22 protein-coding genes are annotated in these 26,422 nt (G+C 42.8%); 13 read left to right on the forward strand and 9 right to left on the reverse strand.

Annotation, left to right across the window (positions count from 1 at the left end):
* The 3 genes from L2747_RS12350 (at position 1) to L2747_RS12360 (ending at position 3,085) form a co-directional block, all read left to right on the forward strand.
* Positions 1-828 (forward strand): SAM-dependent methyltransferase, encoded by an 828-nt coding sequence (locus L2747_RS12350; RefSeq protein WP_248999327.1) that lies wholly within the window; start codon positions 1-3, stop codon positions 826-828.
* A 169-nt stretch (positions 829-997) separates the two neighbouring features.
* On the forward strand, positions 998-1,255 hold the full coding sequence (locus L2747_RS12355; RefSeq protein WP_248999328.1) for a hypothetical protein: 258 nt from the start codon (positions 998-1,000) through the stop codon (positions 1,253-1,255).
* Between the two features lie 675 nt (positions 1,256-1,930).
* Complete coding sequence (locus tag L2747_RS12360; protein ID WP_248999329.1) at positions 1,931-3,085, forward strand: tetratricopeptide repeat-containing diguanylate cyclase; 1,155 nt, start codon at positions 1,931-1,933, stop codon at positions 3,083-3,085.
* 82 nt (positions 3,086-3,167) lie between these two features.
* Here L2747_RS12360 and L2747_RS12365 read toward each other — a convergent pair whose 3' ends face one another.
* Positions 3,168-3,692: an NADPH-dependent FMN reductase gene (locus tag L2747_RS12365; RefSeq protein WP_248999330.1), complete on the reverse strand. Its 525-nt coding sequence runs from the start codon at positions 3,690-3,692 to the stop codon at positions 3,168-3,170.
* Between the two features lie 194 nt (positions 3,693-3,886).
* Here L2747_RS12365 and L2747_RS12370 point away from each other — a divergent pair, with 194 nt between their 5' ends.
* Positions 3,887-4,804 (forward strand): LysR family transcriptional regulator, encoded by a 918-nt coding sequence (locus L2747_RS12370; RefSeq protein WP_248999331.1) that lies wholly within the window; start codon positions 3,887-3,889, stop codon positions 4,802-4,804.
* Between the two features lie 133 nt (positions 4,805-4,937).
* On the forward strand, positions 4,938-7,115 hold the full coding sequence (locus tag L2747_RS12375) for a cation:dicarboxylate symporter family transporter (RefSeq protein ID WP_248999332.1): 2,178 nt from the start codon (positions 4,938-4,940) through the stop codon (positions 7,113-7,115).
* A gap of 77 nt (positions 7,116-7,192) precedes the next feature.
* Here L2747_RS12375 and L2747_RS12380 read toward each other — a convergent pair whose 3' ends face one another.
* Positions 7,193-7,906: a pseudouridine synthase gene (locus L2747_RS12380; protein ID WP_248999333.1), complete on the reverse strand. Its 714-nt coding sequence runs from the start codon at positions 7,904-7,906 to the stop codon at positions 7,193-7,195.
* Between the two features lie 197 nt (positions 7,907-8,103).
* Between L2747_RS12380 and pyrC the strand changes: the two genes are divergently transcribed.
* On the forward strand, positions 8,104-9,141 hold the full coding sequence (gene pyrC / locus L2747_RS12385) for a dihydroorotase (RefSeq protein WP_248999334.1): 1,038 nt from the start codon (positions 8,104-8,106) through the stop codon (positions 9,139-9,141).
* A 70-nt stretch (positions 9,142-9,211) separates the two neighbouring features.
* Here pyrC and L2747_RS12390 read toward each other — a convergent pair whose 3' ends face one another.
* Positions 9,212-9,991, reverse strand: a complete 780-nt coding sequence (locus L2747_RS12390; RefSeq protein ID WP_248999335.1) for a CLCA_X family protein — start codon at positions 9,989-9,991, stop codon at positions 9,212-9,214.
* A 44-nt stretch (positions 9,992-10,035) separates the two neighbouring features.
* On the reverse strand, positions 10,036-11,046 hold the full coding sequence (locus tag L2747_RS12395; protein ID WP_248999336.1) for an AraC family transcriptional regulator: 1,011 nt from the start codon (positions 11,044-11,046) through the stop codon (positions 10,036-10,038).
* Between the two features lie 168 nt (positions 11,047-11,214).
* Here L2747_RS12395 and L2747_RS12400 point away from each other — a divergent pair, with 168 nt between their 5' ends.
* The 7 genes from L2747_RS12400 to L2747_RS12435 all read left to right on the forward strand — a co-directional run bounded on the left by L2747_RS12400 (position 11,215) and on the right by L2747_RS12435 (position 19,442).
* Complete coding sequence (locus tag L2747_RS12400) at positions 11,215-12,978, forward strand: N-acyl-D-amino-acid deacylase family protein (RefSeq protein ID WP_248999337.1); 1,764 nt, start codon at positions 11,215-11,217, stop codon at positions 12,976-12,978.
* Between the two features lie 50 nt (positions 12,979-13,028).
* Entirely contained in the window at positions 13,029-14,573 is a 1,545-nt protein-coding gene (locus tag L2747_RS12405) for an arylsulfatase (RefSeq protein WP_248999338.1), read from the forward strand.
* A gap of 110 nt (positions 14,574-14,683) precedes the next feature.
* Positions 14,684-14,962, forward strand: a complete 279-nt coding sequence (ppiC, locus tag L2747_RS12410; RefSeq protein ID WP_248999339.1) for a peptidylprolyl isomerase PpiC — start codon at positions 14,684-14,686, stop codon at positions 14,960-14,962.
* Between the two features lie 564 nt (positions 14,963-15,526).
* Positions 15,527-16,705 (forward strand): C45 family autoproteolytic acyltransferase/hydrolase, encoded by a 1,179-nt coding sequence (locus L2747_RS12420; protein WP_248999340.1) that lies wholly within the window; start codon positions 15,527-15,529, stop codon positions 16,703-16,705.
* A gap of 256 nt (positions 16,706-16,961) precedes the next feature.
* Positions 16,962-17,498 (forward strand): phosphatase PAP2 family protein, encoded by a 537-nt coding sequence (locus L2747_RS12425; RefSeq protein WP_248999341.1) that lies wholly within the window; start codon positions 16,962-16,964, stop codon positions 17,496-17,498.
* Positions 17,499-17,745: 247 nt separating this feature from the next.
* Complete coding sequence (locus tag L2747_RS12430) at positions 17,746-18,540, forward strand: hypothetical protein (protein WP_248999342.1); 795 nt, start codon at positions 17,746-17,748, stop codon at positions 18,538-18,540.
* A 260-nt stretch (positions 18,541-18,800) separates the two neighbouring features.
* Positions 18,801-19,442: a hypothetical protein gene (locus L2747_RS12435; RefSeq protein WP_248999343.1), complete on the forward strand. Its 642-nt coding sequence runs from the start codon at positions 18,801-18,803 to the stop codon at positions 19,440-19,442.
* Between the two features lie 156 nt (positions 19,443-19,598).
* Here L2747_RS12435 and L2747_RS12440 read toward each other — a convergent pair whose 3' ends face one another.
* The 5 genes from L2747_RS12440 to L2747_RS12460 all read right to left on the reverse strand — a co-directional run bounded on the left by L2747_RS12440 (position 19,599) and on the right by L2747_RS12460 (position 26,422).
* Entirely contained in the window at positions 19,599-20,723 is a 1,125-nt protein-coding gene (locus L2747_RS12440) for a PQQ-dependent sugar dehydrogenase (RefSeq protein ID WP_248999344.1), read from the reverse strand.
* 358 nt (positions 20,724-21,081) lie between these two features.
* The gene (locus L2747_RS12445) at positions 21,082-23,076 is read right to left on the reverse strand and encodes a flavohemoglobin expression-modulating QEGLA motif protein (protein WP_248999345.1); all 1,995 of its coding nucleotides are present in this window, start codon (positions 23,074-23,076) and stop codon (positions 21,082-21,084) included.
* Complete coding sequence (gene gshB, locus L2747_RS12450; RefSeq protein WP_283107280.1) at positions 23,060-24,097, reverse strand: glutathione synthase; 1,038 nt, start codon at positions 24,095-24,097, stop codon at positions 23,060-23,062. The genes L2747_RS12445 and gshB overlap by 17 nt, the downstream gene beginning before the upstream one ends.
* Before the next feature lie 448 nt (positions 24,098-24,545).
* On the reverse strand, positions 24,546-26,162 hold the full coding sequence (locus L2747_RS12455) for a PepSY-associated TM helix domain-containing protein (RefSeq protein WP_248999346.1): 1,617 nt from the start codon (positions 26,160-26,162) through the stop codon (positions 24,546-24,548).
* Positions 26,159-26,422 (reverse strand): hypothetical protein, encoded by a 264-nt coding sequence (locus tag L2747_RS12460; RefSeq protein ID WP_248999347.1) that lies wholly within the window; start codon positions 26,420-26,422, stop codon positions 26,159-26,161. The genes L2747_RS12455 and L2747_RS12460 overlap by 4 nt, the downstream gene beginning before the upstream one ends.

The following is a 26,422-nucleotide window of genomic DNA, read 5'->3' on the forward strand; positions in this document are numbered from 1 at the left end:
ATGCCTGGTAGTTTAGCGTGTGTTGGGATTGGAATGACTTTAGGGGCACATATTTGCCCATTAGCAAAAAGCTATATAGAACAGGCCGATGTGGTGTTTTCAGGCATGTCTAACGGCATAGTTGAGCTCTGGCTGCAAGAGATGCACCCCAACGTGCGCTCGCTACAAGGCTTTTATCAGCCCGGAAAATCTCGCCATATTACCTACCGAGAAATGGTCGATGCGATTATGACCGAAGTGCGCGCCGGCAAAAAAGTCGTCGGTGCATTTTATGGTCACCCAGGGGTATTCGCCCACGCACCACATAAATCAATCGAAATAGCCAAGGCTGAGGGTTTTCACGCTGTCATGGTGCCGGGCATATCAGCAGAAGACTGCCTAATTGCCGATTTGGGCATCGACCCCGGACAATATGGTTGCCAGCAGTTTGAAGCCAGTCAGTTTATGTTCTACCAACGCCGCTTTGACCCCTCATGTTATCTAGTGCTGTGGCAAATCGGCCTAGCTGGTGATAAGAGCCTGACTAAGTTTGCTACGGGGGCGGCGCACCGCCAAGTACTGATTGAACTGCTGAGTAAAGACTACCCACTTGAGCATCAAGTGATTTTATATGAAGCCGCCGTACTGCCTATAGACACAGTGCGTAAGCAAACCCTCACCTTAGCAGAACTAGCCGATGCCGATATTTACATGCACACCACACTGGTAATTCCACCAAGCCAAAAGATGCAACCTAACCAAGCCGTATTAGACCGCCTAGCGCAAATAGAAGCTCAGCTGCTAGCAGGGAAAAATGATGTGCTTGCTGAACAAATCGTGAATGAATGAAATCAACAAGTTGATAAAGAAGTAGATAAAGAAACGGATAAAAAAAACTAAAAGGTCGGTCTCCGTAAGCAGGCAAGTCCTTCCTAAGAAAGAGAAAAGAGAAAAGAGAAAAGAGAAAAGAGAAAATAGAAAATAGAAAACCATAAACGACAATCAACAAGGAAATAGTATGTCAAACATCATTCAACTGCTGGAACGCATGGGCCAAGATGCAAGTCTGCAAACAGAAACTAACTTTGAGCAAGCGATTGCCGAATCAGCACTAACCGAATCATTAAAACAAGCGCTAACCAACAAAGATGATATTAGCCTTAAGCGCGAGCTAGATGTCTGCCCAGATGTCGTTTGTATTATGTTACCCGCAGAAGACGAAGAAAAAGAAAAAGAAAAGAATGAAGAACAAGATGAAAATCTTAATACAGACTGATAACTATCAAATAGTTTAATGAATAAATTTTTCTTAAAAAACATACAAAGAATTCACTTTGTATGTTTCATATTTTTTTTAAATAACTGCTTTGCAAGTGATATAGAGCAATCTATTAACCATGCAGAATCGATTAAAAGTGCTGATCCCGCTAAGTTCAATATTTTACTCAATAAGTTAAAAGAATCTCAAGCTGTACTTACACCAATACAAAAACTGAAACTCGCTTATTTAACTGGTTATCAGCACTCGTTCAAAGGTGATTTCAACCAGGCTATAGTTAAATACAAGGACATCATAAATTCTCCAATATCTAACGATTTATTAAGATATAAAGCTACGATATCAACTGTAAACATTTATGCGATTTCCAAAAATTGGACGGAGGGCCTAAGTCTTCTTTCGATAATAACAGAGCTTACGCCATTAATAAGTGATAATTTATATAAACAAATTGGCCTTTCTTCTGCAGCTCTCTTCTACAACCAACTAGGGCAATATGAACTAGGACTTAAGTTCTCCAAACGACTATTAAGTGAAAATCCCCAAGGCCGCAACCTCTGCATCGCTCACAACTTAAAATTAGAATCCCAATTTAAACTGGGTCAGCTCAGTGAAGACTCACCACAAATAGCTCAAGGCTTACAAGCTTGCCAGCAGAGCAACGAAGTGGTGATGGAAAGCGCCATTTATAGCTATTTAGCTGAACTGCATTTAGATAACAACCAACCACTACAAGCAATAGCCACGCTAGAAAAGCAGCTTGAATCATTAAAAGCCACAAAATACGCGCCTTTTCTGGCGATTTATCATGCCTTACTTGCTAAAAGCTATTACCTATCTAAACAAATAGATATTGCTGAAGAGCACTCAAGCAAAGCTGTTGCACACGCAAAAAATATTGGTACTTCTGAATCTTCTGTCACCGCTTATAACATCCTGTTTCAAATCGCTGAATCTCGTGGTGAGCACCAGCAAGCCTTGGCATATCATCGAGAGTATGCTGCGGCCGACAAAGCCTATTTGGATGAAGTTAAAACCAAGCATCTCGCATTTCAGCTAGCGCAGCATCAAGCGACTGAGCAAAAAAACCAGATAAAGCTATTGGATGACCAAAACCGTTTACTGCGCTTAGAGCAAAAACTGAGCCGCAGTGAAACCGAAAATAACCGCTTGTTTATTTCACTGCTGACGGTGTCGATACTGCTATTGGCTGGCATGGTGTATAAATCACGTACCACACAAAAGCGTTTAAAATTGCTGGCGGAGTATGATGCGCTGACTAAGGTACATAACCGCGGCCACTTTACCCAACAGGCATTAAATGCCATTGACTATTGCAGTAAGAATCAACAAGCCGCCAGCTGTATTTTGTTTGATTTAGATAAGTTTAAAAGCATTAATGACACCTACGGCCACGCGACGGGTGATTGGGTGTTAAAACAAGTCGCTCAAGTCTGCCAAGCCCACAGCCGCAAAAGCGACCTGTTTGCCCGCCTTGGCGGCGAAGAGTTTTGTATTTTCTTACCCAGTTGTGACGTTAATACCGCAGCGCAACTGGCAGAAGAATACCGTAAGTTGATTGCCGCCATCGACAGCGCGGGCTCAGGCTTTGAGTTTGCAATTAGCGCAAGCTTTGGAGTAACAGACTTTAGCTTGTCGGGAACAAACCTAGATAAAATGATAGCCGACAGTGATCATGCTATGTATGTATCGAAAAAAACCGGCCGTAATCGAGTGACCATATTCTCAGATGGTATTGCCGAGTTTAAACGCAATAAACAGGCTAACAGTGCCATGAGCAGCCAAGCCACTGAGGCAAGAGTGTAACGCTTATCCTAAGACGGAAACTGCTGATAAAATAATAAGCCTGACATGATGTCAGGCTTATTATTTACTTAACGCTTTAGCGCTATTTCAAATTGCTTAGTGCTCCAAGCAGTGCTGATTGTAACTCTGGGTTACGTAGCGCCTGTGTTTCCATATCGAAGTTATCGAAAAAGCTTGGAATAGACAGGGTCGCTTTTACATCGGCGGCAAAATATGGCGCTGAACCAGCTGCAGCAGCTAATACTGTTGCCGCGCCGCCAGGGCCTGGCGAAGTTGCTAGTAGCACCATTGGCTTGTTTTGGAACACTTTCATGTCGATACGTGATGTCCAGTCAAACAAGTTCTTGTAAGCCGCCGTGTATGAACCGTTATGCTCGGCAAACGAAATAATAATCGCATCTGCTTCACCCAACTTGGCAAAAAACTTTTGTGCTTGCTCAGGCTGGCCTAACTCTTCTTCACGGTCTTGGCTAAAGAGTGGCATTTCGTAATCGTTGATATCGAGGATTTCAACGTCTGCTCCGGCAACTTGTGACGCAGCATAAGCGGCAAGTTGCTTATTGATTGATTTAGTACTGCTGCTGGCTGCAAAAGCTAATAGTTTCATAATGGTCTCTCTATACTGTTATTACAGGTAAAGCCTGCAAAAATATTAGGTTCAATTGCCGTACTCTGCTGCAAGCTAAAGATTAACTTTTGAGCGACAACTCGATGTAGAGCAGTGTATATTGGTGACGAATAAAGATTAATAACCTAAAAAGATAATAACTATTTCCATACAACTGTTAATAGGCGGCATTGGTGACAATAAATAAACTGTTTGATGGCATAGTGATTTTTGCACAGGTGGTGAAAAGTGGCGGTTTTTCTGCCGCGGCAGAGGCTCTTGGTCACTCCACCTCTTATGTGAGCAAAGAGGTCAATAAACTGGAGACTCGCCTTGGCGTGCGTTTACTTAACCGCACTACCCGCTCGATAGGCTTAACCCCTGAGGGCGAGGCCTATTATCAACAGTGCTTGCAACTTATTAGCGATGCTGAACTGGCGGTAGGCTTAATTACCCAAGACAATGTTAGCCCTAAGGGGGTGTTAAAGCTCAGTTGTCCGGTGGGCTTTGCCCAAAACCATCTGCAGGATATTATCTCTGAATACATTAATCGTTACCCCAATGTTAGCTTAGAGCTTGAGCTTAGCGATCAGCGCACAGATGTGATTGCCGATGGTTACGACTTAGCGATACGCGCCTCAGCCCACCTCGAGGAGTCGAGCCTTATCTGCCGTAAAATATATAGCAGTAAGGCTTATACGGTCGCCTCGAAAGAGTATATTTCGCGCCACAGTAAGCCACATCACCCTAGAGAGCTAGCCACTCATAACGGCATTTGTTATTCCAATTTAAAGCAGCCTAGTCGCTGGGACTATATTGATACTGACGGCAAGCCGTTCTTTGTTGATGTACGCCAAAAAATACTCTGCAATAACGGCCATATGCAATTGGCTATGGTGTTAGCCGGCCATGGTATTGCCCGCCTCCCCAGCTTTTACATGGAAGAGGCACTTAACGATAACCGCTTAGAAATACTATTTGAGAGCTGCCCCAATACCGAAATTGACGTTTACGTGGTTTATCCAAGCCGTAAACACTTGTCGCCTAAAGTCCGAGCCTTTATTGATTTAGCCGCCGAACGGCTTGGTGGCAAACGGAGCAATGTTAATTAACATGCTGAATTTTTAACGATATCACTTTAAAGTTAATGGTTAGCGAACTTATAATAAGACAAGCCTATGTCTCCTGCTGACTTGTTATTCATCAAAGCCAAGGCTGCTTATTCAACAAAACACATAAATTAGGATGGAACCTGTGCTTAAAAAAGTTCTTGCGATGACCAGCTCGACCCAGATGATAGTGGCCATGCTTGTTGGTTTTGGCGTCGGCTTGTTCTTTGGTGAATCAGTAAGTTGGATGGGCACTATTGGTACGAGTGTGATTTTGCTGATGCAGATGACAGTGCTGCCTTATATTGTGGTATCGCTGGTTGGCGGTATTGGTAAACTGCAAAAAAGCACCGCTAAACTAATATTTAGCCGAGCTGGTTTGATAATGTTACTGCTGTGGTTATTGGCAATGGTGATGGTTGCTCTTATGCCGTTGTCATTCCCTATCGTTGAGTCAGCCTCTTTCTTTAGTACTAGTAGCATTGAGCCCATCACCCCGATTGATTACTTTAAGCTGTATATTCCGTCAAATCCGTTTGAGTCAATGGCTGACGGCTATGTACCAGCCATGGTGGTGTTTAGCATCGCTATGGGCCTTGCGCTTATAGGCATGCAGGGCGAGCATAAACAACAAATACTAACCTTTATGCATACCAGTTCGGAGATCTTCTCGCGCATTACTCAAGGCTTAGTTAAAATTCTACCAATTGGTATTTTCGCCATGTCAGCGTCTGCCGCAGGCACCATGGGCGTTGATGAATTTGCCAGTATGCAAGTGTATCTAATCAGCTATTTTGTACTGTGCTTACTGCTGACTTTTTGGGTACTGCCCTGGATTGTGGCCTCGTTGACTCCGATAACTTTTGCCCAAGCACTGCGCATTTCTAAATCTAGCTTAGTGACCGCCTTTGCCACGGGTAACATTTTTATTGTTATTCCGGTGATTGTTGAAGAGTGTAAGCAGGTGATGCGCGAGCATGATGACCTTTGTGAAGATGGTGCCACCTTAATTGAAATTCTGGTTCCCATTGCGTTTACCTTCCCGAATATCGGTAAGTTAACCGTCATATTATTTGTGTATTTTGCTGGCTGGTTTAACGGCACACCGGTGGATATTAGCAGTATTCCATCGCTATCAATTAGTGGCTTGTTGGCCTTATTTGGCAGTGTCTATGTGGCGATTCCATTTATGCTGGATCTGGTAAAACTGCCTGCTGATCTGTTCCAGTTATTTGTAATGTCGGGCTTTATTACAGGTAAATTCACCTCTATTGCGGCGGTAATGAACCTGTTTGTACTCACCCTACTTACTGCCTCTTTATTTCAAAAGTCGCTTAAACCGCGCCCGCCACAACTGCTGAAAATGAGTATTGGCATTGGCGCTAGCGTAATCGCCACTATCTTGGTTTGCCGCATTGCTATGGGCATGTTTATCCATAGCCCTGAGATCACCAGTGGTGTAATCGCCAATATGCAGGTGGCTGACAAAGTGCCCACTAAAGTAAACAAGCAGTTTCCTGTTGTGGGTAAAACGCCAAATACGCCAATACGCAGTGTACAGGCGATCCGCGATACTGGCACATTAAGAGTCGGTTATATCCCGAGTAACGTTCCCTTTAGTTACTACAATAACGCAGGCCAATTAGTCGGTTTTGACACTGCTATGGCGAATAAACTAGCTGAAGACTTAAAGGTTAAAATTGAGTTTATTCCCTTTAAGAAAGATAAATTAGCCGCATCACTAAAGGCTGGTTTTTTTGATATTGCCATGTCTGGCTTAGCTATGGACATAGAGCAAATGGACGCCCTCAGTTATGCCAATCCGGTGCTTGAGCTTAATATTGCCATTGCCACTCGCGACCACTTGGTTAACGAGTTTAAAACCAATGACAGCATAAAAGAGATGCAGGGCATGACGATTGCCTATGTTGAACATGGTGATGCCATTGAAGAAGCGAAGAAAATGGCACCCAATATCAAGTTCGTAAAAATCGAGGGCTATAAAGACTTTTTCAGACAGAAAAAACATAAGTACGATGCGGTGGTGATTAGCGCGCAAGCGGGCTCAGCTTGGACCTTGTTCTTCCCGGGTTACGGTATTGCACTGCTGGAAAACAAATCACACTACCCAGTGGCTTACGCGGTGGCGCAATCGAACCAGTCGCTACTTAACTACATCAATAACTGGCAACGCCTACGCAAAGTCGATGGCACCCAAGAGCAGATTTACGATTACTGGATGCTTGGTAAAGGCGCAGAAAAAGTAGAGCCGCGCTGGTCGATTATCCGCAATGTGCTGCACTGGGTCGATTAAGCCTTATCAACTCATCGATTGCTCTACTAGCAAAACGCCCGCTTATTAGCGGGCGTTGTTTATTGTCATGGCGATACTTAAGTTGGCGTTGGCGTTGCTAACAATGCCACTTCATCTGCGGTTAAGTGACGCCACTGCCCCACTGCAACATCAAGCTTTAACGCGCCTATTTGCTCGCGGTGCAAACCATTAACTCTGTTACCAATCGCGGCAAACATGCGTTTTACTTGGTGATATTTACCTTCGGTGATGGTTAATAACGCCTCTGTGGGCGTCACCAGCTCAAGTTTAGCGGGCTGAGTTAATGCCTTTTCGTTTTGTAGTTGTAAGCCTTGGGAAAATCTTGCAATGACTTCAGCCGAGCTATCAGCGGTGATGGGGTCACGCAGCGTTACTCGGTAGGTCTTGTCGCACTTTTTGTCTGGGCGAATAATATCAAATGACCAACGACCATCGTCAGTCAACAGCACTAAGCCTGTGGTATCGGCATCGAGTCTGCCGACAATATGTAAGTCTTCAACGCGTTCAAGCTCAATGCAGTTAAATAGGCTTGGGTAATCACCGTCAACGTTGGAGCTCAGCATATGCATAGGTTTATGCAGCATAATGTAACGCGACGGCCGCGCAATCAGCTTTTTCCCATCTAGGGTTATACAATTAGTCTCATGCACTTGAAAGCCGACATCAGTAACCGTATTGCCATTGACGCTGATTTGCCCCGCTAGGATACATTCACTCGACTGGGCACGATTAAGTGCAGTACTTTTACAGATAAACTTGTCTAAACGCATGTCTCTTTTAACTACTTATTACTATCAGTGGGCGGTTACAATCAGCAAAATAACATAAATGGTATTGTTAGGCGTTGATATATTGTGTCTTATGCATCTTCAGCTATTAAGCGCCGGCGATTTCAGGCACAATAGCGCCCTAAGTAAAAGCTTATAAAAAGCTGACGTATTTTGTCGTAAACGCTTAGGAACCTACAATGACGCAAATCACCCTACTTACTCCTGACGATTGGCACCTTCATTTTCGCGATGGCGATATGCTGCAAGAAACCGTTCCAGCAACGGCTCGCTTGTTCCAACGCGCAATCGTAATGCCAAACCTATTGCCACCTGTTACCAATGCCAAAATGGTAACCGAGTATCGTGAGCGTATTTTAGCGGCGCGCCCAGCAGGTTCGACTTTTGAACCGCTAATGACAATTTTCTTAACCAACAACACCACAGAGCAAGACATCATTGATGCTAAAGCGGCTGGCGTTGTTGCTGCTAAGCTTTACCCAGCGGGTGCAACCACTAACTCTGATGCAGCAGTTAAAGCGCTTGATTCGCTATTCCCTGTATTTGAAGCCATGGCTAAGCACGGTATGTTGCTGTTGGTTCACGGTGAGGTTACTGAATCTCACATCGATATTTTCGACCGTGAAGCCATGTTTATTGAACGCTACCTAGCGCGTATTGTGGCGTCTTTCCCAACATTGAAAGTGGTTTTTGAGCACATAACTACCAAAGATGCGGCTGACTTTGTTATGGAAGCGGCTGACAACGTCGCAGCGACTATTACCCCACAGCATTTACTGCTTAACCGTAATGACCTGCTTGTTGGCGGTGTGCGCCCACATAACTTCTGTTTACCAGTACTTAAGCGCAGCACCCACCAAGAAGCACTGCGTGCTGCAGTAGCAACGGGGTCGAGCAAGTTCTTCTTAGGCACTGATTCGGCGCCGCACGAGAAACATCGCAAAGAGTCTGCTTGTGGTTGCGCCGGTTGTTACAGCGCATGGAGTGCACTAGAGCTTTACGCACAGGTATTTGATGACCTAGGCGCTCTCGATAAGCTTGAAGGCTTTGCCAGCAAGCACGGCCCTGATTTTTACGGCCTGCCGCGCAACACCAGCACTGTGACGCTAGTGAAAGAAAAGTGGACAGTACCAAGCGAGATCATCTTGCCAAACGGTAGCCCGATTGTGCCTTTCTTTGCCGGTGAAGAAGTGAACTGGAAAGTGAAAACAGCTTAGGCGTTGAAAACCTGTATTAACTAAAAAGCCCGCACATGCGGGCTTTTTAATGGTTTAAAATAACTATTTTCTACTCTCGCCCAAGCGCATCGCCAAGAGGCTCAAAATAATTTATCAAGGCCTCAAAGATCTGCGCTCTATGTTCAAGTGTTGGGTAGCCGCCCGCATCAAATAGCGGTGATTTTAAAGTTTCATCCACTAAATAGGGGTTAGTGATATCGGGGTAAGATTCGATACACGATTCAAAGGCGCGTGCCATTAATTCGGTAGGCCGTGAAAAGTACTGGCTATTATGTTGTTTATCCAATGCTATCGCCCGATTAACATAATCATGGCCATCTTCACCGTTTTCATTTAGCAACGCGATTTCAAATACCTGCTCTAATCGCTGATTTAACGGATGTTTTATCGGTTTTACATCGGCAAGCCAACTATGACTCGCAAAGGAGGTGCCACTAGGTGAAGTGCGATAGGACTTTGGTGCAATGTAATGATCAAACGCGTGCCAAAACTCGTGGGCCAGCGCGCCCGCTCCGGCATTTTTAGCTAACGCTAGCTCGCGCTTATGCGGCGCATAATGCGCTTGCACACCTTTTTGACCACCACTGCCAAACGCTAGATTTAGCGTTTCGCGTAAACCCAATGCTTTAGGCGGTAATTTTAAGATAAAAGCTAAATCGGCTAACGAGTCAAAAATTAAGTTAGCGGCTTTATCACGCTCTTCGTTTTCGACCCATTTACCTAAACGAATATGCCCAAGACCAAACACCTGCTTTATATCGACAAAGCTGACTTGTTCGTCGAAACGGTAATCGGGGCCAATGCGGCGATAGGCTTTAGACTTTAACACTGATCCTTCCTGCGAACTTTGCGGTTTGACTAGAATAGTTACTCTTACGAAGCTTGTGCTGATTTACGCCACTTTAACGGCGAAATCCCCGCGAATTGCTTAAAGGCTTTACTAAACGCGCTTACATCGCTGTAGCCTAACACTTCTGACAACAAGGTGATATCTAGCTGACTCGATTGTAAATGCCAGCAAGCCGTGCTCATTCTCACATCGGCTAATAATTTTTTAAAGGTTAAACCTTGTTTTGCCAACCGCCGTTGTAAAGTTCGACGATTCATATTGAGCATAGTTGCTACAAGATCAATATTGGTATCGTGCAAGCCCATTGTTTGTAAAATTAACGTCTTAACCTTACGTTCAATATCATCACCAAACTGGCTGATAAGTATCTCTAAATATGACTTAATCTGCTTTTTATCTTGATCTGAAATACGTTGTAGCGGCTGGGTAAGATAGCTTGAATGGATAATTAAGCGATCGTTTTCTTGGTTAAATACCACCGGACACTCAAAGTATTTACGGTAAACATGACTATCTGAAATGGCGGTATGAGCAAATTCTAACCTGTCGAGTTTAAGTGTTTTCCCTATCAAGGTTTTGACTAAGCCTGCACACACTCCAAACGACAACTCCTTATATTGCTTAGCATGGCTAATATCTTGATAAATTTGATAACGCTCAATCAATATCGACTGCTCGAATTTGCGTAACACCCAATATTCACCATGGCTATGCAGCATCATATAACGCTGTGCATTGACTAGCGCCTCTCCAACCGTATGACTCGCCTGAATAATAAGGCCCACAGCCCCAAGCATCTCCAATCCCTGCTTTGCAGCCAAACGTAAACCAAAGTCTTGGCAATTAAGCTCTGTCGATGCTAATTCAAGTAGGTTAATCATGCTAGCAAAGGCAATCATATTGTCGGGATTACTCAGATCTTGCGGTTGTAAATCGCACTGTGCCAATAGACCTTGAGTATCACCGCCAAGCTCACTGACCAAGCGATTAAAACCCAACAAAGATGCACTGCGAATTAAGTAATCTTGCTTCATCAAAACCCCTTTCTTTGCATCCCTGTCTCAGCTTAAGTCAATTATGGTGTTTAGATAATCGCCAATTTGTCACCAAATGACAAGAATGAAAATTAGACAAGCCTTAATCTAAAAATGTCGAATCGATAAACATAATAAAAACGATTAACAACATGGAGGGGAGTTTCTATGTCTGCATACGATACCATCATTAAAGGAGGTCGATACTTTGACGGCACGGGCGCTGACTCGTCGATTCAAAATATCGCCATAAAAAACGGTAGAATCGCAAAAGTCTCAAGCCAAGCAATTGATGAAACAGACTGTAACCACATTATCGATGCTCAACAAAAATGGGTGATGCCGGGCTTTATCGACACGCATACCCATTATGATGCAGAGCTAATTGTTAGCCCTAGCCTGTCAGAATCGGTGCGCCACGGCGTAACTACGGTGCTTGTTGGTAGTTGCTCGTTAAGCATGATCTGCAGTGAATATGAAGATGCTTCTGATATTTTCACCCGCGTTGAAACTGTCCCCCGCGAAAAAGTACTGCCTATTTTAAAGCAACATAAAACATGGAGTACGCCTAAGCAGTGGGTCGAATTTGCTCAGCAACATCCTTTAGGCCCAAACGTTGTCAGCATGCTTGGTCACAGTGATTTACGTGTCGGCGTTATGGGCTTAAGCCGCGCAACCGATCTAAACGTCACTCCCACCGAAACCGAAATGCGCAAAATGGAAAGCCTGCTCAAAGAATCATTAGAAGTCGGCTTTTTAGGCTTATCGACTATGTGCCTAAAGTGGGACAAAATTGATGGCGACCGCGAATGGTCAAAAAGCTTACCGAGCACCTACGCTAAGTGGAAAGAAGTATCGCGGCTGAACAACTTAGTGCGTGAATATGACCGAGTGCATCAAGGTGCGCCTAATGCCGCGGCAATACTGCAAATAAACCAGTATATGCGCGAATGTATGGGCATTTTTAAAAAGCGCCTCAAAACCACGCTCATTAGCCGCATGGATCTAAAAGGCAGTGTCTACTTAAGTAAAATCACCAATCTTGCCGCCAGAGTTACCAACTTCCTCAATGGTGACTTTCGTTGGCAAGTACTTCCCACGCCCTTTACCGTTTATGCCGATGGTATTGATGTGGTGTTTTTTGAAGAGTTTGGCGCAGGTGAACTCGCACTCGACTTAAAAGATAAAATAGCTCGCAACGAGCTTTTAAAAGACGAAACCTACCGTCGTGACTTTAGAAAGTTCTATGGCGAAAAGCTCAGCCCTCGGGTATGGCAGCGCGACTTTGGTGATGCCATTATCCTTGAATGCCCTGATCAATCTATTGTCGGTAAAAACTTCGCAGATGTTGCCGAGAGCAAACAGATCCATGTGGTCGATTTGTTCCTCGACTTAGTGGTGCAATACGGCACTGATTTACGTTGGTACACCACGGTTGCAAACCACCGTAAACACATTCTAAAAAACATGGTTAAAGATAAAAAGTCTTTAATTACCTTCAGTGATGCCGGTGCGCATATCCGCAATATGGCGTTTTATAACTTGCCGCTACGCATGCTAAAGCTTGTCAGTGAAAGTATTGATGAAAGCCAAAACCAACAAACTAAAAACAGCCAAGCGATGATGACAATGGAACAGGCTGTGTTCCGTATGACGGGCGATCAAGCACAGTGGTTCAATATCGATGCAGGCCGAATTCGTGTCGGCGATAGAGCCGATATCGTGGTGCTAAACCCCTCTAAATTTAATCAAGATCTTGAACAGGTAAGCTGGGCTGAAATGGAAAACTTTGGCTTACAACGCCTTGTTAATCGTAATCCAGGATTAGTCGAACAAGTATTTATTAATGGAAACCTCGCCTGCGAGCATGATCAAATTAATCCCGAACTTGGCAGGAGTATGAACTTCGGTACTTATATTCCAGCGCACTAACTTGGCCATTTTTAGAAAGAGCAAATCGATTAATAATACGGATATTTAAGATGATAAAAACAATAACTAATTTAGTTGCTGGGCTATGCTTATGCCTTATTCCGATAAGTGCTTATGCCGCCAATAAACCTAACATTGTGGTGATATTTGGTGATGATATTGGCTATGGCAATATCTCGGCATACAACAACGGCATGCTTGGCTATCAAACACCTAATATCGACAGCATTGCTAATGAGGGCGCAATGTTGACCTCCTATTATGCTGAGCAGTCATGTACCGCAGGACGCTCTGCATTTATTACCGGGCAAATGCCGGTGCGCACCGGCTTAAGCAAAGTCGGATTGCCAGGAGCAAGCCAAGGCATACAGCCGCAGGATATAACCCTGGCACAGACATTAAAAGATCTTGGTTACGCAACCGGACAATTTGGTAAAAATCACTTAGGCGATCGCGATGACATGCTACCGACTAAGCATGGTTTTGATGAGTTTATGGGTAATCTTTACCACCTAAACGCCGAGGAAGAACCTGAAAATGCCGACTACCCAAAGTCAGCAGCGTTTAAAAAGCGCTTTGGTCCACGAGGCGTGATTCATTCTTATGCCGACGGTAAAATTGAAGATACTGGGCCACTCACTAGCAAACGCATGGAAACCGTTGATGATGAAACCTTAGCTGCAGCCAATGACTTTATCAGCCGGCAAGTTAACAAAAACAAGCCGTTTTTCTTGTGGTACAACACCACTCGCATGCACAACTACACCCATGTCAGTGACAAGAACTCTGGTGTTACCGGTTTAGGGGATTATGCCGACGGCATGGTTGAGCACGATAACCATATCGGCCTATTACTGGCAAAGCTAAAACAACTCAATATTGAAGACAATACCGTGGTGATTTACACCACGGACAACGGCCCGATGAACGCCACTTGGCCTGATGCCGCCACCAGCCCCTTTAGAGGTGAGAAAAATACTGGTTGGGAAGGTGGGTTTAGAGTGCCTGCGTTTATAAAATGGCCTAATCATATTAAGCCTAATTCAAAGTTCAATGGCATTGTTTCATCTGCAGACTGGTTTCCAACATTGATGAGCATTGCAGGTAATAGCAATATTAAAAGCCAATTGCTCTCGGGTTATAAAGCCAGCAATGGCAAGCAATATCGTAACCATCTAGACGGGTATAATATGGTTGATTACCTAAGCCATAAAACCGATGAAAGCCCACGGCAACAGTTTTTCTATTGGTCTGATGATGGTGAACTGCTCGCCATGCGCGATGGCCGTTGGAAATTTCATTTTAAGATCCAAGAAAGCAAAGGTATTGCAGTCTGGACTCAACCCCAAAAAACCTTAAGAGTGCCTAAACTGTTTGATTTAGCTATCGATCCTTATGAAAAAGGCGATCAAGGCTTTGGCTATGATGACTGGTGGTATAAGCGTGCATTTGTAGTGATCCCAGCACAAATTAAGGTCAAGCAAATGTTGGCAACCTTTAAAGAGTTTCCACCACGGCAAGTCCCCGGCAGCTTTACCGTTGATATTGATATGCAAGACTTAGTCAATATTTCTAAACAACCCAAATCGCGGTAAAGCCATACTGATAACACCGTCTTTAGGCTAGCGGTTGAGACGCCCTAGCCTATTACCGCCAATAGACGGTATAATTGCGCCAATTAGTTTAAAACTCTATAGGCCTTTAAATGGCGCGCACCGCAGCAGCATTACACATATTAGTTAAGCACCAAACACTTGCTGAAGATATCATCAAGCAACTGAATAAGGGCGCGAAATTCGACGTACTTGCTAAGAAGCACTCAACTTGCCCATCGGGCAAAAAAGGTGGCAGTTTAGGCGAATTCAAAAAAGGGCAGATGGTGCCGCAATTTGATAAAGTTTGCTTCTCAGGTGAGTTAATCACGCCGCACTTAGTTAAGACTAAGTTCGGCTGGCATGTGATTAAGGTTTTGTATCGCACTTAGGCTAAATAATATTGAAAGGCCAAATGGGTATACCCACAAGAATTTGATAAAGTATGTTTCAGTGGCGAGTTAATCACTCCGCACTTAGTTAAGACTAAGTTCGGCTGGCATGTGATAAAGATTTTGTACAGAACATAAACCAACCCGCCAAGTTACTGGCAATGATTACGTAACTAAGATCCTCTACAGGATATAAATCAGCCAACCAAGTTACTGGCAATGATCACCTTATCAAGGTGTTGTACAGAACATAAACCAGTCAGTAAAACCGCTAGTAATGACTGCATCTTTATAGGTTAACAATGCAGTATTGAGTTAGATAAAACCAATATGTTATAACCGCAACATACCTTCTAAGGCATATCTAAGTGATATGCCTTTTTTGTTCCCCCCTTGATTTCTAAAGTTCACTAAAAGCTGTAAAAAAGACTAGTAGTGCAATGCTTATGTACCCTACACACATCAACATTGATTCGCTTTATTCCTTTGTTGAAATAAATGCGTCAGCAGCACTTCGTGTGGTTACACGAAAAACACTAAACCAATGATTTTACAGAGGTCGCTATGAAGAAATCTATTATCGCTTTATCTATGTTGTTTACTTGCTCTGCTCACGCTCAGCTTATCCAACACACTGACCAAATTGCAGAAGTACAATTTTCAGGCTCCTCTTATGAACTTGGTAAACATGTAGGTGTTGTGGCTAAAAAACAAATTCTAGATGGAATTGAACGTTTCAATGAGACCTTAGGTGTCATGCTTCCAGGTCTTAATGTCATTGCATTATCGAAAGGGTTTGATGGCCAAGACGTCTACGGAAAACTGCAAAAAAGCTCTCCTGATGCAGCGGCTTATATTACAGGCCTTGCGGAATCACTCAATCGTGATCCGAACTTGTTATTAGCTGTTGGTATGTCCGATGAAGCGATTCTCGAGTCACAGCGCAGTGGTGGTATGGGCTTTCTTGCTACAGAAAAAACCCACCAAGCCGCCGCGCCAGCAAAGTGCACTTCAATCGCTATTGCGGCAGATGGCGATAAAGCTTGGGCTGCAAGTAATTTTGACTATATGGGTATCAATTATGAAGGGCTTATTATGCTCAAACATACCGATGTAGATGGCAAGACTCGATTAATTCAAACCTGGGCTGGATTGATACCTTTTGGAGGCGTCACTAAAGGCGCTCAGGTCATGACCATGAACACTATGGCTGATGAAGGAACCGCGAGACAGCACGCGAATGGCGAGATAATAACGGATACTGCGACGCCTTCGTATCATCTGAGCTGGGATGTTTACAATGCCCAGTCTTATGCTGATGTGGTAGATACGTTCAAAAAATTCGACGAATACACCGCTTTCTTTACCTATACCATTGCCAGTGCAAATAAACCTGCGATGAATATCGAAAACACCTACAGCGGCAAAGTTCATGTAAGTGAAGGACCTTGGATAGCTCATGCAAACCATTCTCTATATGAAGCTAAAGACTTTGTTGATAATAAGTTCGCTGCCTTTTCATTAGCCCGCCAAGAGGCTGCTAATCAATTCATGAAAACAGCCAATGCTCATACTAGTGAAGCTGCGATTCGTAACTTACTTGAAGCAAAGCCGATTTGGAAAGGTCGTGGTGAACTGATGGGAACAGTGACTTCAACTTACTACGAAATCAATGGAAACAAAGTCGACGTGTATTTTAAGACTGATTTTGACCATGGTGTTGTACATATGACGAACTACTGAATAAGTTTATTTAATCAGGACCCTACGGGGTCCTTTTTTATAGCTGCACATTACTACTCATCACTAAAACAACAGTAAAAGCTTAGTAATACACTTCCTTATTATCATACACACATCGACGTAACGACGGGACAAACCCCAGTTACCTATTTAAGTTTACTGCTAAATAAACAAGCATATTTGTGAGTAATCGTAGCTTTATAAGGTCACTCAACGCTTTGCAAAAAAGCTTATAAATTCTGTAGAGGAAAATCTAATGAAAAAATTATTGCTCGCGTTAACACTTCTATTTTCATTCAATAGTCACGCTGAAAGCTTTGATAGTGATTGGCGCACCTATGGCGATTACGCTCAAATTGCTATTCCAGCAACAGCATTATTCGTCGCTTGGATGAAAGACGATACCGAGGGCATGTGGCAGCTAGGTAAAACCGTTGTATACACACAAGGAATAACTGAAGTAACCAAATCAATTACTAATGTTACTCGCCCCTGCGGTGGTGCTAGAAGTTTTCCAAGTGGGCACACAGCTGCGGCATTCAGCGGTGCCGCTTTCTTAGACCATCGCTACGGATTCAAATACGGTCTGCCAGCTTATATCGCTGCTACTGGTGTTGCTTATTCAAGAGTAAAAGCAAACAAACATTGGAAGTCAGATGTCATTATCGGCGCCTGCTTAGCGTACACAGTCAGTTACTTCGTTACTAGCCAGTACCAAGATCCTAATTTGATCATTGCCCCGACAATGATGGGAAAAGATGCTCAAGGGATCCTAGTCAGCTACAGGTTTTAATATCAAAACCCACTTTTCTAGCCCTAATTATTGAAGACTTTTTGATGCTAAATGTTCACTAGAACGATTGCTAATAACGAGTAAACACGGCTTTCATCAGCATCGAAACATCTGAAAAACGCCGAAAGAAATCATAACTCAATTGAATCTATTGAATCTATTGAATGATAAAAAAGTGCCTCGTTGAAGTGCTTGCTAATTTTTACACCTTAAAACCGATATCCCAAAACATGATTAGGACCATATTATGCGAACGTCAAAAATCACACAGGCTGTATCTTTAATACTGATGAGTGCTTCACTATCTGTATCGGCGACTGAAAAAGTGTCACCAAGTGATTTAACTCAAGTGAATTCATTTATTAGTGGCTCCGCTAACAATAACAAAGACATTTCAGTAATGGGAGGGATCGCGGGTTCTTACGCTAAAGGAAATAACTTCATTGGTTTGATTGAACATCAAACCGAAACTAATAAAGGCCGTAAAGCTCAAGATACACGAATTCGTTACTTTCAAGTTTTTGACCTTAATACTGCTTTTGCCGACCAAATTGGTTTTTCTGTTGATTACAAAAAATCATGGAAAATGAGCTCTCAGGACCCCGACGCATTCGGTACTGATACTGTTGCAGTGGGAATAATTAATAAATACTCGTTAACTGAAAAATTGTCAGTTTATCCCAATGTTGCCTATGTTGCTGGTCAAGCAACTGGTAATGATGGCAAAAAAGTTAAAGTGCGTGGTTTTCAAACTAACATATTTACGAGCTACGAAATCAATAATTCAAGTTACATTATCGTCCAACCACAGTTCCAGCGTGCAGATTTAACACCAAGCACAACAAAAGGTGCAGCAGCTAAAGTAGACACATTCAAAATAAAAACGGGCTACGGAATGTCATTAGACCAAGCTGGTCAATGGTGGATTGAAGCTTCGCACACATACACCCGTAATAACGCTAGGATAAAGTTCATTAGTAATAAAACTATTGGTATTGATAAGGACCACTTATTCGAAGTGACTGCTTCTTATTATTTCTAATTATCACTTACCAGTAGTGTAAGCCCTGACTTTTAGCAGAGCTTAAAATTACCATTCACAAATATTCTTCCCACTCAGTCACCCGCCTACTAGGCTGGTGAAAAAACGCTTTAGTGCAGGCCTACGGTTGGATTTTAAGACACCGTTAATGCCTAAAAACTAGTAACTTACAAAAAATCACTGTGAACATAAAATAATCACTAAGCTATTCGCTAGTGTATAGTGGCAGGTAATGTAAAAGCATAGCTAGAGAAATAGACATGACACCAGAAGCAAAATTAGAATTCGCCGATCTAATAACCGATCAATCGAAACTTTTTGAGTTGATATCTCAAGTTCCACCTCAAGCGCTTAAACAGTACCCTAATTTACAAAAACATTTGCTTATTCAATCAGAGAAGAGCAAAGAGCTGCAACAGGCGATTAAAAACGGTGATTTCAGTGAGAATGAATGGAATCTTGAATTGTACCGACTACTCGATACTCTGGGTTATGAAATGATCCAAACTATCGACACGACACAACTCAGTAATCGTGTGATTAATTTGGTTGGGGCTGATATCACCGCCATTGAAACCTTAACCATCCATGACATTGGTTCCGAGGTACTTGCTGAATTACTGGTGAAGATGGCTAACAGTGTAATTGATAATACTAGAATTAAAATCATTAGATACCCTTGGTTAGCTGAAAAAGGCCGTATTGATTTCAATTTCTATGCAAAGTTGGACAAAGTTTATGACGCTTGGATAAATGGTTTCTCAAGTCACTATAAACTGGATGCATGGTGCCAATCAGAGCTTGATACAAGATGCCCTCAATCCTGCATAAAACTGTTTAAGGAACATGGAAACCCCAAAGAAATTAAAGCTTGGGTGGAATGGGTTGCAAGTAGAGGTTAACTTATTGCTCCCTGTTAAAGAGCATCTCTATTACGGTGTAAGTCGCCTAAAAGGTCTGCGTTTGAGGCTATAAGCCTAAGATAGAGCAAGAAACAAACGACTTACACTAACAAAATAGCCACTCATTGAGTGGCTATTTTGTTAGTGTCATAAACGTTAATCCGCGTGCTTTAATCTATATATATTGCCGCTATCAGTACTGAAATAGATATCACCTTTTGGGGTGACCTCGATATCACGAATACGCTCACCTAGCTCTGCCATAATCCTTTCTTCTGCAATTGCTTTTCCAGCATCGTTAACCGTTACCACATTGATATGGGTTAACTTTAATGCCCCCGCTAATAGCTTACCATTAAGCTCAGGAAACTTACTGCCACGATACATGGCTAAGCTGCCTGGGGCGATTGAAGGAATATAAACCTTAACCGGTGGCTCAATGCCCTCTTTAACTTTGCCATCACCGACACTGATTGGCCCCCAATATTCTTTACCGTGGGAGGTGATTGGCCAGCCATAATTGGCGCCGGATTTAATTAAGTTAAGTTCATCACCGCCACGGGGGCCGTGCTCTATCGACCACAATTTTTGTGTTGGTGCGTCGTAAACTAAACCTTGAGGATTACGGTGGCCGTAACTCCAGATCTCATCTAAAACCGCTTTGTCTGCGATAAATGGATTATCACTTGGTACGCTGCCATCGGGCATTAATCGTAAGATTGCTCCTGCATGAGTTTGCGTATCTTGACCGTTATCGCGTACGCCACGATCACCAATTGAAAAGTACAGACTGTCATTATCGAACGCTATACGGCTACCAAAATGCCGACCAGTATCTGAACGGGAGTTTGATACAAATACATCTTGCCAATCTGTTAATGTGCCGTTTTGATAAGTCGCTTTAGCAAGGGTGGTCGCACCCTCGCCTTCGATATCTTTGCTGTAAGTGAAGTAAAGGGTATTGTCTGCAAAAGGCGATACGGCAATATCGAGCAGACCGCCTTGGCCATCAGCCCATACATTGGCAGGTTTAAATATTGTCTTATGCTCACCCGTTTTAAGGTTAAGCTGTTTCACTATGCCATCTCTTTGGCTTATCAGCATGGTGCTATCGTCAACATAGGCCAGCCCCCAAGGAATGTTGAAACCACTAGCAACCTTTTCAGCTTCCAATGCTTGTGCACTGCCCACAGCTAAAAAAACCAACATCAATGCGCTGAAGCCTTGGGTTACTGTTTGATATATAGCTTGGCTTATGTTGTTACTTTGCAATATCGACATACCTGTCCTCCTACTTTTATCTGGCTTTTATTTAGGCCTTATTTTATCTGGCTTGGATTCCGGATTTTATCTTTTTTGTTCTAGCCTTTGTTTTAATTCTTATTTTAGTTGTTACCTTAACGAAGAACCAAATTGATATAAACACAGTTGTTCTTGGTTTTTATGTTCCTAAACCTTAGCGGCAATCAGTAAGTTATTAAGCCACTATGACAAGTCTTACGTACATTCGACAATCATTATCAGCAGTAAACTCCCAAAAAACACTCTGTCACCATAGCGAGTTTAAAGCATAAAAAAACGCCTCATCCCATAAGAAATAAGGCGCTTTTATGCGAGTTACAGACGGCGTTAATTATGATTAACGGATCGCTGAAACCAAGTAGTCTATCACTGCAGTATCAGGCGTTGACTTGTGCTTTAACTCAAATAGCGGCACTGGCTTTTCAAGCATATTACGCTCAACCATTTCGCTGATAATCGGTAAGTCTAGCGTACCCGCTTTACCCACTAATAAATTATCTAGCGGCGTGGTTTTACTTAGGTTAACGATATCTCTAAAGCCTTTTAAGTAAAGGAAGTCTTTAGTGAAACCGCCGCCGCGATAAACACGCGTGGTTAAGGTAAATGCCTGCTCAGTTGTTTGACCATATTCACGCATCAAAGTCTGGAACGTCATCGAGAAGTCACGCTGCTCTAGCATTAAGTTCACTGCTATAACACGAAGAGCTAAGATCTTAAGACGATTCAGAGTTAAGTTGCCTGAACAGTATTCACTGTAAATCGCAACACCTTCTTGGGTGTGAGTATTGCCCACTAAGCCTAGAGATAACACGCGTAGCTTTTGGCGGCGAGCGTTAACTGTAGTCAACATATGCACGCCCAGTTCGTGGTTAGCAAAAGCAATAAGCTCCTTACCGGTGAACATGGCATCTTTGTTGATTAATAGACAGTTTCTTTCACTATCGACCATGGCTTTCGCAACGATACGTGATGACTTTTCAACTTTGCACTTAAGGCCCCAATCATCAGCCTGCTTTTGAAACGACTTAACCGCATATGTAGCATCGTAAGTCGGTTCTTCGTCGTCACCTTCGATATCTGGTGCTCGCAGTAAGAACTCGGCATTGGCGATGTCATCTTTATCTGGCTGGCCATAATACTTCAGCGAGTTATAGACAAAATCTTCGTTGCCAATTGAGCATAACAAATCGATTTTAGTCGCTAAGTTATCAATTACATGACGATAAAGCTGCTGAATATCGGCATCCATTACGTTTTCTACCGGTAGCTTATAAAGCTGCTCGCGGAATTGGTATGGATTGAGGTTTAACTGCTTATAGCTAAACTCTGGTGCCACTGCGCCTTTACGGGCTAAAAACTTTTTACGCTCACTGGCAATATTAATCGGGTTAATATATTTCAGTGTGGCTACGTTATTAGCTAATTTATATAAGCTTTTATCTAATGATAAAATCTCAGGTGATAATGTCGATGATAATAAATCGACGTTTCTCACTGATTTGCGCTTACCAAAGCGGCGCATAAAGAATGCTGCGGTTTCTGAAATCGCCTGCTTAATACCTGCTTTTAACTCTTCTAAAACCAGCGGGTATAACTCACCCGTCGTTTCGTCCATAAACACTTTTTTCACTTCAACAGGCAGCACTAGGGTGTTGTCGAAATGTGCGTTGACGTGAGCAATTAAGTAGCCGCGACCTTGAAACACTTCATCGGTTGCTGCGCGCACGTCAAGGTTAGGCAGCTCAATCTTATTTAACTGCTTTTCAAAGTGATGGCAAGTTGCGCCCCAACGTTCAACATCAATTTGGCTAGTGCCAATATTAAAAGTTGGCGTGTCGGCCTCAATACGCTGATGGTTATAAGAATGCGTGTCAAATACGATACTGTTTTTAAACTGCTTTTCAAGACGCGCAATCAAAGCGCTCAGTACGTTATAAAACGACTGATGCTTAGCATGACTTTCGCCGCGCTGCTTTGTACTGAGTGGCTTTTGCCACACTTGCTTGTCCCACGCGGTTTTAAAATAGGTTGAATGCGCCTTTGGGCGGTTCAAGTCATATTCAAAACGTGAGTCGTTACCTATCAAGACAATAGGGAATGATGACAGCATTTCGTCTGTGTATGGATCTTCTTCATAAAAGCGCTCTTCTTTGGTGAGTAAGAAGGTCTTTTTAAGGTCATCACGCAGGCGATGACCATTATGAATAGCGGTACATACTACTGGAGAATACTCATCAATCTTAACGATAAATGAGCCACCTTCGACTTCTGCATGAAAGCATTCGCCTTTGTTAATTAACGCAATACACTCTTTCTCAGATAATGTGAGCATCGTCAATCGCCTTTCTAAATTCCGTTCTTCTTTGCGTTAATACTTCTTTTGCATTAACTACACTTTCAACAAAATCGATAACTTTCTTTTGTAGCTTAACGTTATTCAGCTTGTTGATACGCATAATGCCACCAGGACTTTGTACGTTAACTTCAATCAACTTTTCGTTGATAACGTCAATACCGACAAAGAACAAACCATCGCGCACTAGTTTTGGACCAATGTGCTTACACAGTTCTTTTTCTTTCTTAGTTAATACGTGCTTAACCACACTACCGCCAGCATGAATGTTCGAACGAACTTCACCTTGAGCAGGAATACGCTTCATGGCGCCAATAGGCTCGCCGTTTAGCATAAGAATACGCACATCGCCTTCTTCAGCGCCTTCTACATACTCTTGTAAAATAACGTAATTGCCGCCTTTACCACTGTTGATATAAAACTCTAGCAAAGAGTGAAAACTCTTTTGCGCTGCTTTCTCAACTAAGATCACGCCTTGACCGCCGTAACCATCAAGTGGCTTCATGATCATCTTGTCAGTCTTAGACTCACGCAATACTTCTTCTAAGTACTCTGGTGTTTTAGACACGTGAGTCACTGGAATGAAGGTGTTATTTGGATCGTCAAATGACGCTGTGTACAGCTTATTGTTCGCAATACGCAGACCGTCAATATCATTCATGATGAACACTTCATCACGCACCGAATCTAAGAAGTTCAGCGCTACGGTATCCAATGGTGGATTCGCACGCATGATAATGCTGTCAAAGCCCGCTAACGGTAAACGTAGCTTTTTGAACTGCGCTTTTTTATAGAATGAAACAATATTATTTGGCGTAACTTGTTCTTTATCGAACACTTGGCAAAACGCACTAGCTTCTGAATCACGCATAGTTAAGTTGCTAGTCGTCGCTAAGGCTACAGTGTGGCCACGAGCAACGCATTCGTGAATTAAACGCAATGTGGTATCAGTTTCAGGCTCGATACTCGTCCAAGGGTACATCAAAAATAAAATATTCAATGGGATCTCTTACAAAAGGGGAATGCTCTAAAGATCTTGGGCCGGGTGATGGCTTGGGGAGGTGTAGAGTATTCAAAATAAATAACACAATGACTCAGGTTGGGGACAACCCAAGCCAGACAATGGCATCTATCTATCAATACAAGTTGAACTAGATATGGTGGCGCTAATTTACACCATATTTTGAAATTGGAATATAGAAATATTCACACAAAATAAAATGATTTTATTCACTAAAAAGCCAACAAGTGCGCAACACCACGAACCGCGCCACAATAGGCTTTAAACCAAGCTTGTCCAACACCAAAACGCAACAAGCCACACAACAAAGTAACAGGCATATTTGATATAGGTTTCGGTTTTCCCCCATAAAGAAACGCAGCCAAAGCTGCGTTTTGATTCTGTTTAAGATGTGACGCCACCATATTACCGGCGCAGCAAACTCTCGCTATTGGTTTGGCAACACCGTCGTCAAAGGCTTTTCTATAGTTCGACTCGCTAAAGCACTTCGACGCTTTAAGAGCATACATCCAAAAATAATTAGCAATAACATCGCAATTTCAACACCTACAACAGCCTTAAAACCGCTTTGCCAAAGCTGGATAATTTGCTCACCAAATAAATACCCGTCAGCAATTAAGGTGGCACTTAAAATAACCACACTCGCCGCAATTAATTGTGTCAGGTATCGCTGTTTATTATCGACAATGTAAGCCATTATCATTGCTGCAACTAAACCCGCAATAAAGCCATAAACCAGCCAATCAGAGCGGCTTTGTAACCCCGCAGGCAAAATTCGCTCAAGTAAAAAAGCCAAGGCTGTCGCCACAATTAGTCCACCACAGCCGCCTAAGGTTAAGCCTCTGACAATACTGATACTGCGCGGTGAGACATTTTTCTGTAAAGCCCGCTTATCTAGCCATAACATGTTACCAATGACTATCATGGCACAAATTGCGATAGAGAGAATGAAGTACAAAATACGCACATCAACGCCAGCAAAGTCGCCAAAATGTAGGGTGGCAATAATCTCTCGGCCTTTACGAAACACATTGTAGTTATTGATATCGGTCTTATTGAGTAGCTCGCCTGTTTTCACTCGGTAAAAGAACTCGTCTTTTTGTGAAAAATTAGCAAGGTCATTACCGCGTAGTTGGATAATCGCGGACTCATCTCCATAGTTATAAAAAATGACATTTCTTAAGTGGAAACCTTGCCGTTCACGCGTTTGAGCAATAATCTTATATGCGTTACTCATATCAATTGTTTGCTCTATTTGTGGCTCGTCAAATAAAGTAAAACCCGCATCTTTAAATAAGGTGTCTTGGTCGCCTTGATAGATAAATACCACAAAGGAAATTTGGTAGATAATAGCCAGATTAAATACCAAGCCACTTAAGGCATACATAAAGGTAAAAGGCAGCGTCATCACCCCAACCACATTATGTAAATCAAGTAATTTGTCACGGCGATTCTTATCGCTACGGTATAAGAAAAAGTGTTTGAACAACTTTCTAGCATGGATAAACACACCTGAAATCAACGCGAAAAAGAAGAACAAGCTAATGATACCGACAAGGTATGTCCCCCCAGGTAAATTAAGGTCGTAATGCAGCCGATATAAAAAGTCTCCAAGAAAAAAGTCATCTTTATTCGCCACACTAACGCCAGTATTAGGATCCACTAACAAAGACACCACTTCGCCATGTTCATCCTCTTTGCCCTCTTCGCGAACAAGATCCAAATAGACTTTGTAATAGGGGTCATATTCCGACGGCATTTGCACCATTAAGTGCTCTTGATAATCAAAATCATGTTGGGCCAATTTATCTTCGACAATTTGCTGCAGTGGCGCTGTAGTTTGTTGCACGCTAACCGGATAATGCGGCATAACCGCCCACTGCTTTACTTCTTCATAAAACAAGGTAACTGCACCAGCCCAAAATATGACAAACAGTAAGGGCGAAATAATCACTCCAATCCAGCTATGTGATTCGGTTAAGTTTTTTACCCACTGGCTCTGTGGTTTTTTATTGTTTTGAGAGTACATAGATTGAGTGTTCATAATGGAGACTGATACCAAAAAAGAAGAGAGTTAACACCCACTGACAACAGCAAAAATTTACCGCAGGCTATGGCACTGGTTTTGCCACTGTTAAAGCTATAGTAATAAACCATTGCCGCCACCCAGATAATAAAACCAGCTAATAAACCAATAAGCAGTTTGGTACCAATAGCGAGTGGAATAAGCAGATAAAGGCTCAACATGATACTGACAGACAGCAATAGCCCCCCAAAAAAAGCGGTCAGTGTTTTTGGCCACAT

The sequence above is a fragment of the Shewanella marinintestina genome, assembly GCF_023283845.1.
GTDB classification, from domain to species: domain Bacteria; phylum Pseudomonadota; class Gammaproteobacteria; order Enterobacterales; family Shewanellaceae; genus Shewanella; species Shewanella marinintestina.